This is a genomic window from Streptomyces sp. NPDC006879 (assembly GCF_042869595.1).
GTDB lineage: Bacteria > Actinomycetota > Actinomycetes > Streptomycetales > Streptomycetaceae > Streptomyces.
The window spans coordinates 26,874-41,640 of the sequence record NZ_JBIAGC010000027.1; the positions used below are offsets into that span (position 1 = coordinate 26,874).

Genomic DNA, 14,767 nt, shown 5'->3' on the forward strand with positions numbered 1-14,767 from the left:
CAAGATCAGGGGGCGGGCGCAGCACGATGGGTGAGGTCTTCGCCGGGCGGTACGAACTCGTCGATCCGATCGGCCGCGGCGGATCCGGAGCGGTCTGGCGGGCCTGGGACCGGCGTCGTCGCCGCTATGTGGCGGCCAAGGTGCTCCAACAGTCCGACGCCCACACCTTGCTGCGTTTCGTGCGCGAGCAGGCGCTGCGCATCGACCACCCCCATGTGTTGGCCCCGGCCTCCTGGGCCGCGGACGACGACCAGGTGCTGTTCACCATGGAGTTGGTGGCCGGCGGGTCCCTCGCGCATGTCATCGGTGACTACGGACCACTGCCGCCGCGTTTCGTCTGTGTCTTGCTCGACCAACTACTGGCCGGACTGACCGCCGTACACGCGGAGGGTGTCGTACACCGCGACATCAAGCCCGCCAACATCCTGTTGGAGGCCACGGGAACCGGGCAGCCGCATCTGCGGCTGTCCGATTTCGGGATCTCGATGCGCAAGGACGAGCCCCGGCTGACCGAGACCCACTACGTGGTGGGCACCCCCGGCTACTTCGCCCCCGAGCAGTTACTCGGAGCGGAGCCGGATTTCACCGCGGACCTGTTCGCCGCCGGCATGGTGGCCCTGTACCTGCTCCAGGGCCACAAACCTGACTCCCACGCCCTGGTCGAGTACTTCCTCACGCAGGGCACCCCGGGCGCCCCCGAGGGCATCCCCGAGCCCCTGTGGCAGGTGGTCGCGGGTCTTATCCAGCCCGATCCTCAGGCGCGCTTTCGCACCGCCACCGGCGCGCGCAAGGCGCTCACCGCCGCCATGGAGCTGCTGCCGGCCGCGGAGCCGCAGGAGGACCCGGTGGAGGTGTTCGACCAACTCGGACCGTTGCCCGCGGGTTTCGGCCCGGAAGGTCCGATCGGGTCCCAAGGAGCCTCCTCGGAAGGCCCCTGGCCCCCGCAGCCACTCACCGACCCGCCAGGTCCGAAGGCCGGTTCCGTCGACCCGTCGGCGGACGGTCCCGCTCCCGTACCGCCCCTTCAGAGCCATGGCGAGGTGCGCCGGCCCGCTTCCTCACCGGTTCCGGTGGCCGCTGCGGGCGCCGGCTCCTTCGCTCACCCCGCGCCCCCGAGCCGGGCCCCCGGACCGCCGCCCACCGCACCTCCTTCCCTGCCCACTCCGGCCAGCAGCAGGACCCGCCCGTACACGGCGCGGGGCCCTCGGGCGGGACGGTCCGACCTGGCGCCGACCACCGGCCCCGCGGGGCCGCCCGCGCGGGTGACCGGCGCGGTACTGCTCTTGGCGTTGCTGTGCTTCGCCGTCGGGTTCTGGGCGCTCAGCCAGATCTGAGGCGAGCCCTGCGGGCCGCCCAGGTCCACGCGCCCAGGCCCAGCAACAGCAGGGTTCCCACGCTGAAACTGCTCGTGGCGAGAACCTTCATCGAGGAGCTGTCCGCGGCCTGTTCGGGGGTCAGTCCTTCTCGTGCGGCGCTTCGGTCCCGTGCGCTCAGACCGAAACCCGCGGAGGTCGCGTCCTCCCGGTAGCCGGGGCCGCTGGTCCGCTCGCCGCTCAGTCTTGTCCGCAGGGTCAGAGGGACGCTTCCGGAGGTGAAGTCACCGACTTCCCTGTCGAGGGTGACGGCGAGGTAGTACCAACCGGACAGGCACATCGCACGCACGGGGTCCTCGAAGGCGAAACGGTTCTGGTAGTCGGCCGGCGCGGTGGGTCCGAAGGCGGCGAGGGCCTGTTCACCGTCATAGCGGGTGTGCTTGCGGACCACCGGTATCCGGGCCGGGTTGTACAGTTCGACGGCCAGCCCGTAGGGCGCGTATCCGTAGTCCTTGGTCATGGTGGACTTGGCCAGTTCGGCATCGATGCTCACCTGGCGGCCCCAGTCCAGCGGTATCCGGTAGAAGCGGGTCTGCCCGGGCAACAGCCGGTCCGTCCACACCCCGGTGTCCACGGCTCGGGCATCGTTGAACCCGGTTCCGCCGGTGCGGGGTTGGGGCCTGTCACTGGGTGGCGCGGGGGAGGCCGAGGGCCAGGCGGCCGAGGGTGGTGGCGAGCCCACCACGGCTCCGCTGGGTGCGGGCTCCCGCAGGTAGCGGAGCTCTATCGGCCAGGGAGCCCGGTCGTGGGCTTCCTCTCCCGTGGTTTCGACCCGCCTGATCTTCACGTAGTAGGTTCCGGCCCTCTGGCACTCGCCGTCCTCCTGGAACCGACGGACGGCGACGTCGGCCACCGGATGTGCTTGTCTGAAGCCGAACTTGGTGGTCTGCGCTCGATGGCACTCCTTGCCGGCGCGGTCCATCAACACCGCGTCGATGCCGTCGCCGTGGGAGACGGTGCTCGCCGGATCGGGCACCGCGGTGGCGAAGACGTACGCGCTGGAGGCGTCGTCGAGGTCCACCCAGTAGAAGAGTTCCTGGCCCGGACCGAGGGAGTCCCGGTAGGTGGTTCCCCTCTTCAGTTGGGGGCCGTCCGCCGAGGTGGCTCCGCCCTCGATCGGTTGGGCGTTCTCGGCGAAGGCGTAGGTGGGCAGAGGGTCGACCTCCGCATCGGCGCGTGCCTTGTTGGGTGCCATCGCGCCCAGGCTCAGCGTGCACAACGCCATGGCCGCCGTGCACACGCCCACGCCCCTGCCACCGCGTCGGCTCTCCACGTCCCCACCCCTCACTCGACCGCGCCAGACGGTTTTGCGAACGCAACTAGAAAATTTGCTCAGGTGAACAGCACGGAGCCCCGGCTACCGAAGGGCAGCCGGGGCTCGTGACTGGAAAGCCGGACTCACACACCCGAACCTGCGGGCACGGAGTCGGTCGCCTCCGTCCACAGATCCTGCTCGGCGCGATCCGCCTGGATCTGGCGGTACACGAGGAGCCCGCCGATGGCGGCCAGTGCGACCAGGAGAAGCTTCTTCACCGCGCTACCTCGTCCTTCATTGACGTAGGGGACCTCTGGCGCCCGACTATACACACCGGTCGATACCGATCGGTTACCTGGGAGCGCAACCAACAACGACCCAACTCACCTAGGGGCAACGGCCCGGCACGGGATATCCGCCGAGCTGCCCATCACCTGGGAAACCCCTTGGCGCACGTACCTCAGGACGGCCCCGGAACCCACCCGGTTCGGGGCAGAACGCCGCACCCGGACTCCCCGCGCACCCCGCCCTCCCGTCACCGCAGCACACTCGGGCGCTTCACCTGCCCGTTGGACCACAGAAAAACCCCCAGCCGTTTCCGACTGGGGGTCTTCGTCATGTGGGGCTAACAGGATTTGAACCTGTGGCCTCATCCTTATCAGGGATGCGCTCTAACCAACTGAGCTATAGCCCCTCCGCGCTGCGCGCTGACCTCTGAAGATTAGCGCACGGAGGCGGTAGCTCCAAAATCGGTTGGGGGCGGCCACCGGGACCGCCCCCACTGGTCACTCGTCCTCGGCCAGGGTGAGCTCGATGCCGCCCACGAAGCCCGCGGAGAGGTTGTAGATGAACGCGCCCAGCGTGGCCAGAGCCGTCATCAGCACCACGTCGATGACGGCGATCACCGAGGTGAAGATCAACACTCGGGGCAACGAAAGGAACGACTGGAGGTCGAACCCGTTGCTCTCGTTGGATCCGGTCGCCTCGCTGATGGTGCCCCCGACGGTCGAGAAGACGCCCATGGCGTCCATGACCATCCACAGCACCACGGCCGCCACGATCGTGCAGATGCCGAGCGCGATCGACAGCAGGAAGCTGACTTTCATCACTGACCACGGGTCGGCCTTGGCCACCCGCAGTCGAGCCTTACGGGTGCGCGGCGTCGTCCGCGCACCCGTACGCGGACGACGAACACCGTCCTGCTGGTCGGCCCGGGTAGCCCCCTGGCCGGAAACGGCAGTCGGCCCACCGGCCGGCGCGGGATACGCCTGCGGCGGCTGGTACGGCTCTGCCTGGGGCTGCGGCCCCCGCGGATCGGTCGTCACGGTTCCCCCCTTGGAGTCCGTGGCGGAGCCACGGGCACCGCTGCCTCCAGTCGTGGCGGGTCCGGCGCCAGTGGCTCCACTCACGCTCTACTCCTCGTGCTCCCCGGCCGAAGGCTCCGTGCCCCCGGCGACCTCGGCGACCTCGGTCGACTGCCCCTCGGCCTGCTCATCGGATGCGTAGGCCTCGGCGACCTCATCGGCTTCCTGACCCGCCTCGGCATTGCGCGCGATGCCCACCACGGCATCCCGCTTGCCCAGGTTGATCAATTGGACGCCCATGGTGTCACGGCCCGTCTCGCGGACTTCGTTGACGCGCGTGCGAATCACACCGCCGCCGAGGGTGATGGCGAGAATCTCGTCCGTCTCCTCGACGACCAGCGCCCCGACGAGCGAACCGCGGTCCTCCACGATCTTGGCAGCCTTGATACCCAAACCGCCACGGCCCTGGACACGGTATTCGTCGACGTTCGTCCGCTTCGCGTAACCGCCGTCGGTGGCGGTGAAGACGAACGTACCGGGCCGCACGACATTCATCGACAGGAGCTCGTCACCTTCGCGGAAGCTCATGCCCTTCACCCCCGACGTGGCCCGGCCCATCGGCCGCAGCGCGTCATCGGTCGCGGTGAACCGGATCGACTGCGCCTTCCTGCTGATCAGCAGGAGATCGTCCTGCGAGGACACCAGCTCAGCGCCGATCAACTCGTCGTCGCTGCCGTCCGCCGCCTCGCGGAGGTTGATCGCGATGACGCCGCCGGACCGCGGGGAGTCGTAGTCCTTCAGCGCCGTCTTCTTCACCAGGCCGGCCTTGGTGGCCAGCACCAGGTAGGGGGCCGCCTCGTAGTCGCGGATGGCGAGGATCTGGGCGATCTGCTCGTCCGGCTGGAAGGCCAGCAGGTTCGCCACGTGCTGCCCGCGGGCGTCCCGGCCGGCATCCGGCAGTTCGTAGGCCTTGGCCCGGTAGACCCGGCCCTTGTTGGTGAAGAACAGCAGCCAGTGGTGTGTGGTGGAGACGAAGAAGTGGTCGACGATGTCGTCCTGCTTCAGCTTCGTGCCCCGCACGCCCTTGCCGCCGCGCTTTTGCGAGCGGTAGTCCTCGGTCTTGGTGCGCTTGACGTAACCACCGTTGGTGATGGTGACGACGATGTCCTCTTCCGCGATCAGGTCCTCGATGGACATGTCACCGTCGAAGGGAACCAGCTTCGACCGGCGGTCATCGGCGAACTTGTCGACGATGGCCGCCAGCTCCTCGCTGACGATCGCGCGCTGCTTCTCGGGCGAGGCCAGGATCGCGTTGTACTCGTTGATCTTCGCCTGGAGCTCGTCGTGCTCCGCGACGATCTTCTGGCGTTCCAGGGCGGCCAGCCGGCGCAGCTGCATCTCCAGGATGGCGTTCGCCTGGATCTCGTCGATCTGAAGCAGGCCCATCAGGCCCTCGCGCGCCACCTCAACCGTGTCGCTGCGCCGGATCAGGGCGATGACCTCGTCGATCGCGTCCAGTGCCTTGAGCAGACCGCGCAGGATATGGGCGCGCTCCTCGGCCTTGCGCAGCCGGAACTTGGTCCGCCGGACGATGACCTCGATCTGGTGCTGCACCCAGTGTCGGATGAACGCGTCCAGTGAGAGCGTGCGGGGCACGCCGTCGACGAGCGCCAGCATGTTCGCGCCGAAGTTCGTCTGGAGGTCGGTGTGCTTGTAGAGGTTGTTGAGCACCACCTTGGCGACGGCATCCCGCTTGAGGACGATCACCAGGCGCTGGCCGGTACGGGAGGAGGTCTCGTCGCGGACGTCCGCGATGCCGCCGATCTTGCCGTCCTTGACCAGATCAGCAATCTTCTGCGCGAGATTGTCTGGGTTGGTCTGATAGGGCAGCTCGGTGACCACCAGGCACTGGCGGTTCTGGATCTCCTCGACCTCGACCACCGCGCGCATGGTGATCGAACCCCGGCCGGTCCGGTACGCCTCCTCGATGCCCTTGCGCCCCACGACCAGCGCGCCCGTCGGGAAGTCCGGGCCCTTGATCCGCTCGATCAGCGCATCGAGCAGTTCCTCGTGGGAGGCCTCCGGGTGGGCCAGGTACCACTGCGCACCCTCGGCGACCTCACGCAGGTTGTGCGGCGGAATGTTGGTGGCCATGCCGACCGCGATCCCGGCGGAGCCGTTGACCAGCAGGTTCGGAATGCGGGCCGGAAGGACCGTCGGTTCCTGGTTACGACCGTCGTAGTTGTCCTGGAAGTCGACGGTCTCCTCGTCGATGTCCCGGACCATCTCCATCGACAGCGGCATCATCTTGCACTCGGTGTACCGCATCGCGGCTGCCGGGTCGTTGCCGGGGGAACCGAAGTTGCCGTTGGAGTCCACCAGCGGCAGTCGCATCGACCACGGCTGGGCCAGGCGCACCAGGGCGTCGTAGATCGAGGAGTCGCCGTGCGGGTGGTAGGTACCCATCACGTCACCGACGACGCGGGCGCACTTGTAGAAGCCCTTCTCGGGCCGGTACCCGCCGTCGTACATCGCGTACAGCACCCGCCGGTGAACGGGCTTGAGCCCGTCCCGGACGTCGGGCAGCGCGCGGGAGACGATGACGGACATCGCGTAGTCGAGGTAGGAGCGCTGCATCTCCGTTTCGAGCCCGACGGGCTCGATACGAAGCTGCGGTTCTTCTTCCGGGGTCTCCGTGGTGGTCGGAGTGTTCTCGTCGGCCATTGCTGGTCTTCAGGTCCTTTCAGGCAGTCAGCGTCGGGCCGACTCAGATGTCGAGGAAACGGACGTCCTTGGCGTTGCGCTGGATGAAGGAGCGCCGGGCCTCGACGTCCTCGCCCATCAGCACCGAGAACAGGTCGTCGGCCTGCGCCGCGTCGTCGAGGGTGACCTGCCCGAGGACCCGGTGGTCCACGTCCATGGTCGTGACGCGCAGTTCCTCGGCGTTCATCTCGCCCAGACCCTTGAAGCGCTGGATGGAGTCCTCCTTGATCCGCTTGCCCTGCTGCTTGCCGAGCTCCACCAGGGCGTCACGCTCACGGTCGGAGTAGGCGTACTCGAAGTCGTCCCGACCCCACTTGATCTTGTAGAGCGGCGGGCGGGACAGGTACACGTGGCCGGCCTCGACCAGCGGGCGCATGAACCGGAACAGGAAGGTCAGCAGGAGCGTGTTGATGTGCTGACCGTCGACGTCGGCGTCCGCCATCAAGATGATCTTGTGGTACCTGAGCTTCTCGATGTCGAAGTCCTCGTGGACACCGGTGCCGAACGCCGAGATCAGCGCCTGCACCTCGGTGTTCTGGAGGATCTTGTCGATCCGCGCCTTCTCCACGTTCAGGATCTTGCCGCGGATCGGCAGGATGGCCTGGTACATGGGGTTGCGGCCGGACTTCGCCGAACCACCGGCGGAGTCACCCTCGACGATGAAGATCTCGCACTTCGTCGGGTCGTTCGACTGGCAGTCACTCAGCTTGCCCGGCAGCGAGGCGCTCTCCAGCAGCCCCTTGCGCCGGGTCAGGTCACGGGCCTTGCGGGCCGCCACCCGGGCCGTGGCCGCCTGAATCGACTTGCGGACGATGTCCGCGGCCTCGTTCGGATTGCGGTCGAACCAGTCGTTCAGGTGCTCGTGGGCGACCTTCTGCACGAAGGTCTTGGCCTCCGTGTTGCCCAGCTTGGTCTTGGTCTGCCCCTCGAACTGCGGCTCGCCCAACTTCACCGAGATGATCGCCGTCAGGCCCTCACGGATGTCGTCACCGGTGAGGTTGTCGTCCTTCTCCCGCAGCAACTTGCGGTCCCGCGCGTACTTGTTGACCAGGGTGGTCAGCGCCGCCCGGAAGCCCTCCTCGTGCGTACCGCCCTCATGCGTGTGGATGGTGTTGGCGAAGGAGTACACGCCCTCGGTGTACTGGGAGTTCCACTGCATCGCGATCTCGACCGAGAGCATCCGCTCCCGGTCCTCGGCCTCGATGTCGATCACGGTGGGGTGGATCAACTCGCCCTTGCGCGAGTTGAGGTACTTCACGAAGTCGACGATGCCGCCCTCGTAGTAGTACGTCACCGTGCGCGCCGTGGGCTCGGCCGCGTCCGCGTCCGGGTCGTCAGCGCCCACCGTGGCCTTGGCCGACTCGCGCTCGTCGGTCAACGTCAGCGTCAGGCCCTTGTTGAGGAAGGCCATCTCCTGGAAGCGCCGCGACAGCGTCTCGAAGGAGTACTCGGTGGTCTCGAACACGTCCGGGTCCGCCCAGAAGGTCACCGTGGTGCCCGAGGTGGAGACCTCCTCGTGCTGCGCCAGCGGAGCCGTCGGCACGCCCAGCTTGTAGTCCTGGGTCCACCGGTGGCCGTCCCGCTTGATGTCCACGGAGACCCGGGAGGACAGCGCGTTGACCACGGAGACGCCCACACCGTGCAGACCGCCGGAGACGGCGTAACCGCCGCCGCCGAACTTGCCGCCCGCGTGCAGCACGGTCAGCACCACCTCGACCGCGGGCTTCTTCTCCACCGGGTGGATGTCCACCGGGATGCCGCGGCCGTTGTCGACCACGCGGACGCCTCCGTCGGCGAGGATCGTCACGTCGATGGTGTCCGCGTGCCCGGCCAGCGCCTCGTCGACCGAGTTGTCGACCACCTCGTAGACCAGGTGATGAAGACCACGCTCACCAGTCGAGCCGATGTACATGCCCGGGCGCTTGCGGACCGCGTCCAGGCCCTCGAGGACGGTGATCGCGCTCGCGTCGTACGAAGCGGTGACCTCGGCGGACGAGCCGGAGCCACCAGCACTGGACGGAATGTTCTCGTTGGGGTTGCCCGAATCGGCCACGAAGCGCCCTTTCTGGCACAGCGCAAACCGGACTCCGGGCAAGCAGGAGCTGGCTGCGTCAATCTGCGTTGTCAGTGTCTATGGGTGTCTGTCGATGTGTGTCGTGTCTGTCCGCGTCTGCCGGAGTCTCGCGGTGCGCTCACGCCGACAGGCGGGATTACAGACCAGTCTACCGGTAGCACTGACATGAATGGGGGTTTGCTGGCGCCTGAGTCCGCATGTGCCGCCCTGAACCTCTGCCTTCCGACTCCCCATATTCAGGAAGGGCCTCCAAGAGGCTCACGAGGGCGTCCAGCGCTTCCGCCTGTCAACCCCCGACTACCCAGAGGGACACCCCCGCCCCATCAGCCGAACGTGTCCCTCGGGCCGGTGCTCCCCGGCGCCCGCAGCGGCCCGTACCACGGCTTGGGGGACCCCGGACCCAACACCTTGATCAGCCGGACCGTGCCCTGCCCCAGGTCGGCGTTCAGCCGAGCCACCAACTGGGGGGCGAGCAGCCGCAGCTGCGTCGCCCACACCGTCGAATCACACTGGACCGTCAGCACCCGCTCCTCGGGAGCCTCGTCGTAGCGGACCGGCACGCAGTGCTTGGCCAGATCCGCCCCCACGATCTCCGCCCAACGCCCCATCACCCCACCGACGGCCATCGGCATCTCCCAGCCACGCTCCGTCTTCAACCGGTCCAGGGCGGCGCCCAGCGGCAGCGGATCACGACCGTCCGCCCGCGCTCCCGACCGCAGCCCGCCGCGCCGCGAAGCCTTGCGTTGCTGCGCCGCCGCTCCCCGAGCCCGTGCCTGTTCCCGCGCGGCGGCCAGGGCCTGCCGCGCCAGGTCCACACCGGAGACCTCCGGTCCCTGCGCCCGCTCCGCCTCACCGCTCACAGCCGGGTCACCTCACCACCCGACACCCCGAAACGCGCCCCCGCCAGCACACCCGGGACGTCCTCGTCCACCGCAGCCGTCACCAACACTTGCTCGCCCGGAGCCACCAGCTCCGCCAGCCGCTCGCGGCGCCGCGCATCCAGCTCCGCGAACACGTCGTCGAGCACCAGCACCGGCTCATTGCCCTCCGAACGCAGCAGATCGTACGAAGCCAACCGCAGGGCCAGCGCGTACGACCAGGACTCGCCGTGACTGGCGTACCCCTTGGCCGGCAGCTCGCCCAGGCGCAGCACCAGCTCGTCGCGGTGCGGTCCGACCAACGTCACCCCCCGCTCGATCTCCTGCCGACGCACTTCGACCAACGCTTCGATCAGCACCCCGTACAGCTCCTCGCGGGCGCTCACCTCCCCCGAGTCCACCCGCTCTCCCGCCGAACTGCGGTACCCCAGGGACAACGGGCCACCTCCGGGAGCCAGTTGCTCGTACGACTTGTCGGCCAGCGGTTGCAGCGTCGCGATGAGGTCAAGGCGCTGGGCGAGCAGTTCCGCTCCCGCACGGGCCAGGTGCTGGTCCCAGACGTCCAGGGTGGACAGATCCATCGACCGCCCGCCGTGCCTTCGGGCCATCGCCGCCGACTTCAGCAGGGTGTTGCGCTGCTTGAGCACCCGGTCGTAGTCCGAGCGGACCGCAGCCATCCGCGGCGAGCGGGCCGTGATCAACTCGTCGAGGAAGCGCCGCCGCTCACCGGGGTCACCCTTGACCAGCGCCAGGTCTTCCGGGGCGAAGAGCACCGTCCGCACGATCCCCAGCACGTCCCGCGGCCTGACCTGCGACGAACGGTTGATCCGGGCCCGGTTGGCGCGGCCCGGGTTCAGTTCGAGCTCCACCAGCTGTTGGCGCTCCCCCTGGGTCACCGCCGCACGGATCACCGCACGCTCGGCGCCGATGCGCACCAGCGGGGCGTCCGAGGAAACCCGGTGGCTCCCCAGCGCCGCAAGGTAGCCGACCGCCTCCACCAGATTGGTCTTGCCCTGACCGTTCGGCCCGACGAAGGCGGTCACGCCCGGGTCGAGGGGGACCTCGGCCCGGGCGTACGAGCGGAAGTCGGCCAGCGACAGATGCGAAACGTGCACGAGTGCCGACCTCCCCGGCTCCTAGGATCTACTTCTTGGTCTCAACCGCGTGGCCGCCGAACTGGTTGCGCAGCGCGGCGATCATCTTCATCTGCGGGGAATCGTCCTGCCGCGAAGCGAACCGGGCGAAGAGCGAGGCCGTGATCGCGGGCAGCGGCACCGCGTTGTCGATCGCCGCCTCCACCGTCCAGCGGCCCTCCCCCGAGTCGGCCGCGAACCCGCGCAGCTTCTCCAGGTGCTCGTCCTCGTCGAGGGCGTTCACCGCGAGGTCCAGCAGCCAGGAGCGGATGACCGTCCCCTCCTGCCAGGACCGGAACACCTCGCGGACGTCAGTGACCGAGTCCACCTTCTCCAGGAGCTCCCAGCCCTCCGCGTAGGCCTGCATCATGGCGTACTCGATGCCGTTGTGAACCATCTTCGCGAAGTGTCCGGCACCCACCTTGCCCGCGTGCACGGCGCCGAAATCACCCTCGGGCTTCAGGGCGTCGAAGATCGGCTGGACCCGGGAGACGTGGTCCTTCTCGCCGCCGTACATCAGCGCGTAGCCGTTCTCCAGGCCCCACACCCCGCCGGAGACACCGCAGTCCACGAAGCCAATGCCCTTGGCTGCAAGCTCCGCCGCGTGCTTCTCGTCATCCGTCCAGCGGGAGTTGCCGCCGTCCACGACGATGTCACCGACCGACAGCAGCTCGCCGAGTTCGTCGATGGTCGACTGGGTCGCGGCGCCGGCGGGAACCATGACCCACACCACCCGCGGACCCTGGAGCTGGCGCACCATCTCCCCCAGGCTGTGGACATCGGCGACGTCGGGATTGCGGTCGTATCCGATGACGGTGTGGCCTGCGCGGCGGATGCGCTCACGCATGTTGCCGCCCATCTTGCCGAGGCCGACGAGACCGAGCTCCATCAGTGGTTCCTTAAGGATTGAAGCGATAGTTACCCGGCTCCGAGCCTACGCCGGGGCGGCGGGAGCGGCCCCACAGGCAGCCGCAGGCCCGGGCCGCCACCTGGCGGAACCGGGCCTGAACGGTGCGAACGACGAAGGAGCCGGATCACCCGGCCGATGATCAGCCGGACAGCCGCACCGGCATGATCAGGTACTTGTAGGCCTCATCGGCCTCGGCATCTACGGCCGGACGGCCGCTGAGCAGCGCCGGCTTCGTCGAGGTCGTGAAGGACAGCTGGGCGACCGGGGAATCGATGGCGCTGAGCCCGTCCAGCAGGAAGGTCGGGTTGAAGGCGATCGAGATGTCGTCGCCCTCCAGCTTGGCGTCCACCCTTTCCACAGCCTGTGCGTCGTCGCTGGAGCCAGCCTCCAGGATGAGCACGCCCTGCTCGAAACTCAACCGCACCGGAGTGTTCCGCTCGGCCACCAGCGCCACCCGCTTGACGGCCTCGACGAAGGGGGCGGTCTCGATCACGGCGACGGAGTTGAACTCGGTCGGGAAGAGCGTGCGGTACTTCGGGAGGTCGCCCTCCAGCAGTCGGGTGGTGGTCCGACGGCCGGCGCCCTCGAAACCGATCAGGCCCTCGCCCGCACCGGAGCCGGACAGTGCCAGCGTCACGGTGTCACCGCTGGTCAGCGACTTGGCGGTGTCGAGCAATGTCTTGGCGGGGACCAACGCGACCGCGGAGGCCTCCGGGTTCTCCGGCTTCCACAGGAACTCACGGACCGCGAAGCGGTACCGGTCGGTGGAAGCCAGCGTGACCCGGTCGCCCTCGATCTCGATGCGCACGCCCGTCAGCACCGGGAGGGTGTCGTCACGGCCCGCGGCAATGGCCACCTGGGCGGCGGCGGAGGCGAAGACCTCACCGGGCACGGTGCCGGTGGCGGTCGGCATCTGGGGCAGCGACGGGTACTCCTCCACCGGCAGGGTGTGAAGGGTGAAGCGCGAGGAGCCACAGACCACGGTGGCGCGCACACCGTCGGTGGAGATCTCCACGGGCCGGTTCGGAAGGGCACGGCAGATGTCGGCCAGCAGGCGACCGGAGACGAGGACGGTGCCGTCCTCCTCGACGTCCGCGTCGACGGAGACCCGGGCGGACACCTCGTAGTCGAAGCCGGACAGGCTCAGCGAGCCCTCCTCGGACTTGAGCAGCAGTCCCGCAAGCACGGGCACCGGCGGCCGGGCCGGGAGGCTACGGGCCGCCCACGCCACCGCCTCCGCGAGTACATCGCGCTCCACCCGGATCTTCACCGGAACCGCCTCCTGCTGTTGCTGGCCTTCGTCGTCGGCTCAATGCCGGAGACCAGTCTGACGTACGGCACCGACAGTCGGTGCGGCTCGGGGTCAAGTCGAGCGAACGGGTGTCGAACGACTCCGGAGCGAGTTGTGCACAGGACCCACTTCAAAGGAGCTTCCGAGCTATCTCTATGTGGGAGTAGTAGTAGGGCCTGTGGAAACCGTGGATAACTGCCTTTTCGCAGGTCAGGCAGCATTTTTTATCCACTGCCCCTGTGGGCAGAGCCGGTGGACAACCGGGGCCCTCTGTGGAGAAAGAAAACTTCTGCACAGGCCGTCCCCAGGAAGGGCCCGTTACTCCACAGGTGTGTCCCCAGCTTTACCCAGCTTCCCCACAGGCCAACCGTCCACCTTGATGTGACCGCTTTCACTCGGTGCAGTGACAGGAGGCGAATCATTGCCGAACAGTGGACAAGGATGTGGAGAAGGCCGCCCATCTTGGGGACAAGCACCGCTGTCCTGTGGGTAGCCGGTGGACAACTTCCGGGGGCGCCCTGTGGACAGATCTGTGTCCACAGGCTGTGGAGAACTTTTTCCAACAAATACACAGGCTCCTGAGCTGCACTGATGGAGTATCAAGCATCGACCCTGTGGACTCGTTCTGGACAACTTGACAGTCCCCAGGGTGTGGACGGCAAGTAGCCCCCAGATCTGTGGAGAACTAGCCCATGTCCTGCGGCTATTCGAACAGGCGGTGCGGGGTGGGAGAGCAGCCCGCACCGCGGCCAAGGCCGATGGCCGCCGGCATACGCTGTCGCGCCGTGCGACGGGGCATCGGGACGACCGGTGCCGACGGCGTCGATAAACTCCCGGCGTTCTACGACTTCCCGGCCGGGCACTGGGTCCACCGGTCCACGACGAACCCGATCGCGTCGACCATCAGCACGGTGACGTTGCGGACCAAGGTCACCCGCGGCGCCGGCAGCCCGACCGCGGCCTTGGAGAAGGTGTTCAGGCTCGCCGAGTCCACCCAGGCCTGCTGGCGCGCGATCGCCCCGCCCCACCTCGTGGCCCTCGTCCTCAACGGCGCCCGCTTCGAACGCGGCGTCCCGGTCGAGTGTGAGCAGGACGCCGCGGCATGAACGATGGCAACGAACACCCGCTGCTGTTCCTGGACGTCGACGGACCTCTCCTGCCGTTCGGCGACGGTCCGCAGCATGAGCCGTCAGGCACCGCGACAGATTCGCACCCGGCGCGGCTCGATCCGCGCGTCGGGCCTCGCCTCGCGGCACTGCCGTGCCAACTGCTCTGGGCCACCACCTGGGAGGAGGCAGCGAACACCGACATCGCACCGCGGCTCCGGCTGCCACCCCTGCCGGTCGTGGCCTGGCCGGAGAACTCCGACGCGCGGGAACGCGAGGACAAGTGGTTCGGGCTCCACTGGAAGACCCGAACTCTGGTGTCATGGGCGGACGGACACCCGTTCGTCTGGGTCGACGACGAGATCACCGACACCGATCGAGACTGGGTGTCCACCCAACACCCCGCCCCGGCCCTTCTCCACCGCATCACGTCGTCCCGCGGTCTGACCACCCAGGACTTCGCGGTCCTCGATCAATGGCTACGGGCCACTTGCATCTCCCCGCGATGATCCACAGGAATAGACAACTGCTCGCCCTGCGTCCCCCGCGACCGCACCGCCCCAGAGCCCCCTACAAGGGGGAGCGGGGGGGGGGGGGCGCCGGGCGCCCCCCCCCCCCCCGGGGGGGGGGGGCGCCGCCGGGGGGGTGGGGGGGGGGGGGGGGGGAGGTGTGTTTTTGGT

Annotated in this window: 12 protein-coding genes and 1 tRNA gene; 3 read left to right on the plus strand and 10 right to left on the minus strand. The window is 68.2% G+C overall.

The features are described 5' to 3' along the window. Positions 1-26 precede the first annotated feature (26 nt). A complete protein-coding gene (locus ACFYMC_RS19880; RefSeq protein WP_388526808.1) occupies positions 27-1,334 on the plus strand; it encodes a protein kinase in 1,308 nt (435 codons plus the stop codon). On the opposite strand, the gene ACFYMC_RS19885 is transcribed toward ACFYMC_RS19880, so the two are convergent. The 10 genes from ACFYMC_RS19885 to dnaN all read right to left on the minus strand — a co-directional run bounded on the left by ACFYMC_RS19885 (position 1,321) and on the right by dnaN (position 12,960). Continuing rightward, on the minus strand, positions 1,321-2,646 hold the full coding sequence (locus tag ACFYMC_RS19885; protein ID WP_388526811.1) for a hypothetical protein: 1,326 nt from the start codon (positions 2,644-2,646) through the stop codon (positions 1,321-1,323). The two genes, ACFYMC_RS19880 and ACFYMC_RS19885, sit on opposite strands and share 14 nt — an antisense overlap. Before the next feature lie 125 nt (positions 2,647-2,771). Next, the gene (locus tag ACFYMC_RS19890) at positions 2,772-2,906 is read right to left on the minus strand and encodes a DLW-39 family protein (protein WP_003958712.1); all 135 of its coding nucleotides are present in this window, start codon (positions 2,904-2,906) and stop codon (positions 2,772-2,774) included. A gap of 342 nt (positions 2,907-3,248) precedes the next feature. Next, positions 3,249-3,322, minus strand: a tRNA-Ile gene (locus ACFYMC_RS19895). 91 nt (positions 3,323-3,413) lie between these two features. Next, the gene (locus tag ACFYMC_RS19900; protein WP_388526814.1) at positions 3,414-4,037 is read right to left on the minus strand and encodes a DUF3566 domain-containing protein; all 624 of its coding nucleotides are present in this window, start codon (positions 4,035-4,037) and stop codon (positions 3,414-3,416) included. 3 nt (positions 4,038-4,040) lie between these two features. Next, positions 4,041-6,656, minus strand: coding sequence for a DNA gyrase subunit A (gene gyrA / locus ACFYMC_RS19905; protein WP_388526816.1), 2,616 nt, complete (start codon positions 6,654-6,656; stop codon positions 4,041-4,043). Positions 6,657-6,699: 43 nt separating this feature from the next. Continuing rightward, positions 6,700-8,769, minus strand: a complete 2,070-nt coding sequence (gene gyrB / locus ACFYMC_RS19910; RefSeq protein ID WP_388526909.1) for a DNA topoisomerase (ATP-hydrolyzing) subunit B — start codon at positions 8,767-8,769, stop codon at positions 6,700-6,702. A gap of 323 nt (positions 8,770-9,092) precedes the next feature. Further along, positions 9,093-9,629, minus strand: a complete 537-nt coding sequence (locus tag ACFYMC_RS19915; protein WP_388526819.1) for a DUF721 domain-containing protein — start codon at positions 9,627-9,629, stop codon at positions 9,093-9,095. After that, entirely contained in the window at positions 9,626-10,762 is a 1,137-nt protein-coding gene (recF, locus tag ACFYMC_RS19920) for a DNA replication/repair protein RecF (protein ID WP_388526822.1), read from the minus strand. Before recF ends, ACFYMC_RS19915 begins: the two co-directional genes overlap by 4 nt. A 28-nt stretch (positions 10,763-10,790) precedes the next feature. Continuing rightward, positions 10,791-11,669 carry a phosphogluconate dehydrogenase (NAD(+)-dependent, decarboxylating) gene (gene gnd, locus ACFYMC_RS19925; protein WP_388526825.1) on the minus strand — a complete coding sequence of 293 codons (879 nt, stop codon included), beginning with the start codon at positions 11,667-11,669 and terminating at the stop codon, positions 10,791-10,793. 160 nt (positions 11,670-11,829) lie between these two features. Further along, positions 11,830-12,960 carry a DNA polymerase III subunit beta gene (dnaN, locus tag ACFYMC_RS19930; protein ID WP_388526827.1) on the minus strand — a complete coding sequence of 377 codons (1,131 nt, stop codon included), beginning with the start codon at positions 12,958-12,960 and terminating at the stop codon, positions 11,830-11,832. An 806-nt stretch (positions 12,961-13,766) separates the two neighbouring features. Here dnaN and ACFYMC_RS19935 point away from each other — a divergent pair. Beyond that, positions 13,767-14,087, plus strand: coding sequence for a hypothetical protein (locus ACFYMC_RS19935; protein WP_388526830.1), 321 nt, complete (start codon positions 13,767-13,769; stop codon positions 14,085-14,087). Beyond that, positions 14,084-14,596, plus strand: a complete 513-nt coding sequence (locus ACFYMC_RS19940; protein ID WP_388526832.1) for an HAD domain-containing protein — start codon at positions 14,084-14,086, stop codon at positions 14,594-14,596. The genes ACFYMC_RS19935 and ACFYMC_RS19940 overlap by 4 nt, the downstream gene beginning before the upstream one ends. Positions 14,597-14,767 lie beyond the last annotated feature (171 nt).

Bases quoted from the DNA above. Each gene is read 5' to 3' on its own strand.
- ACFYMC_RS19880 (WP_388526808.1), top strand. From the start codon at position 27: ATGGGTGAGGTCTTCGCCGGGCGGTACGAACTCGTCGATCCGATCGGC.
- gyrA (WP_388526816.1), bottom strand. From the start codon at position 6,656: ATGGCCGACGAGAACACTCCGACCACCACGGAGACCCCGGAAGAAGAA.
- gnd (WP_388526825.1), bottom strand. From the start codon at position 11,669: ATGGAGCTCGGTCTCGTCGGCCTCGGCAAGATGGGCGGCAACATGCGT.
- ACFYMC_RS19940 (WP_388526832.1), top strand. From the start codon at position 14,084: ATGAACGATGGCAACGAACACCCGCTGCTGTTCCTGGACGTCGACGGA.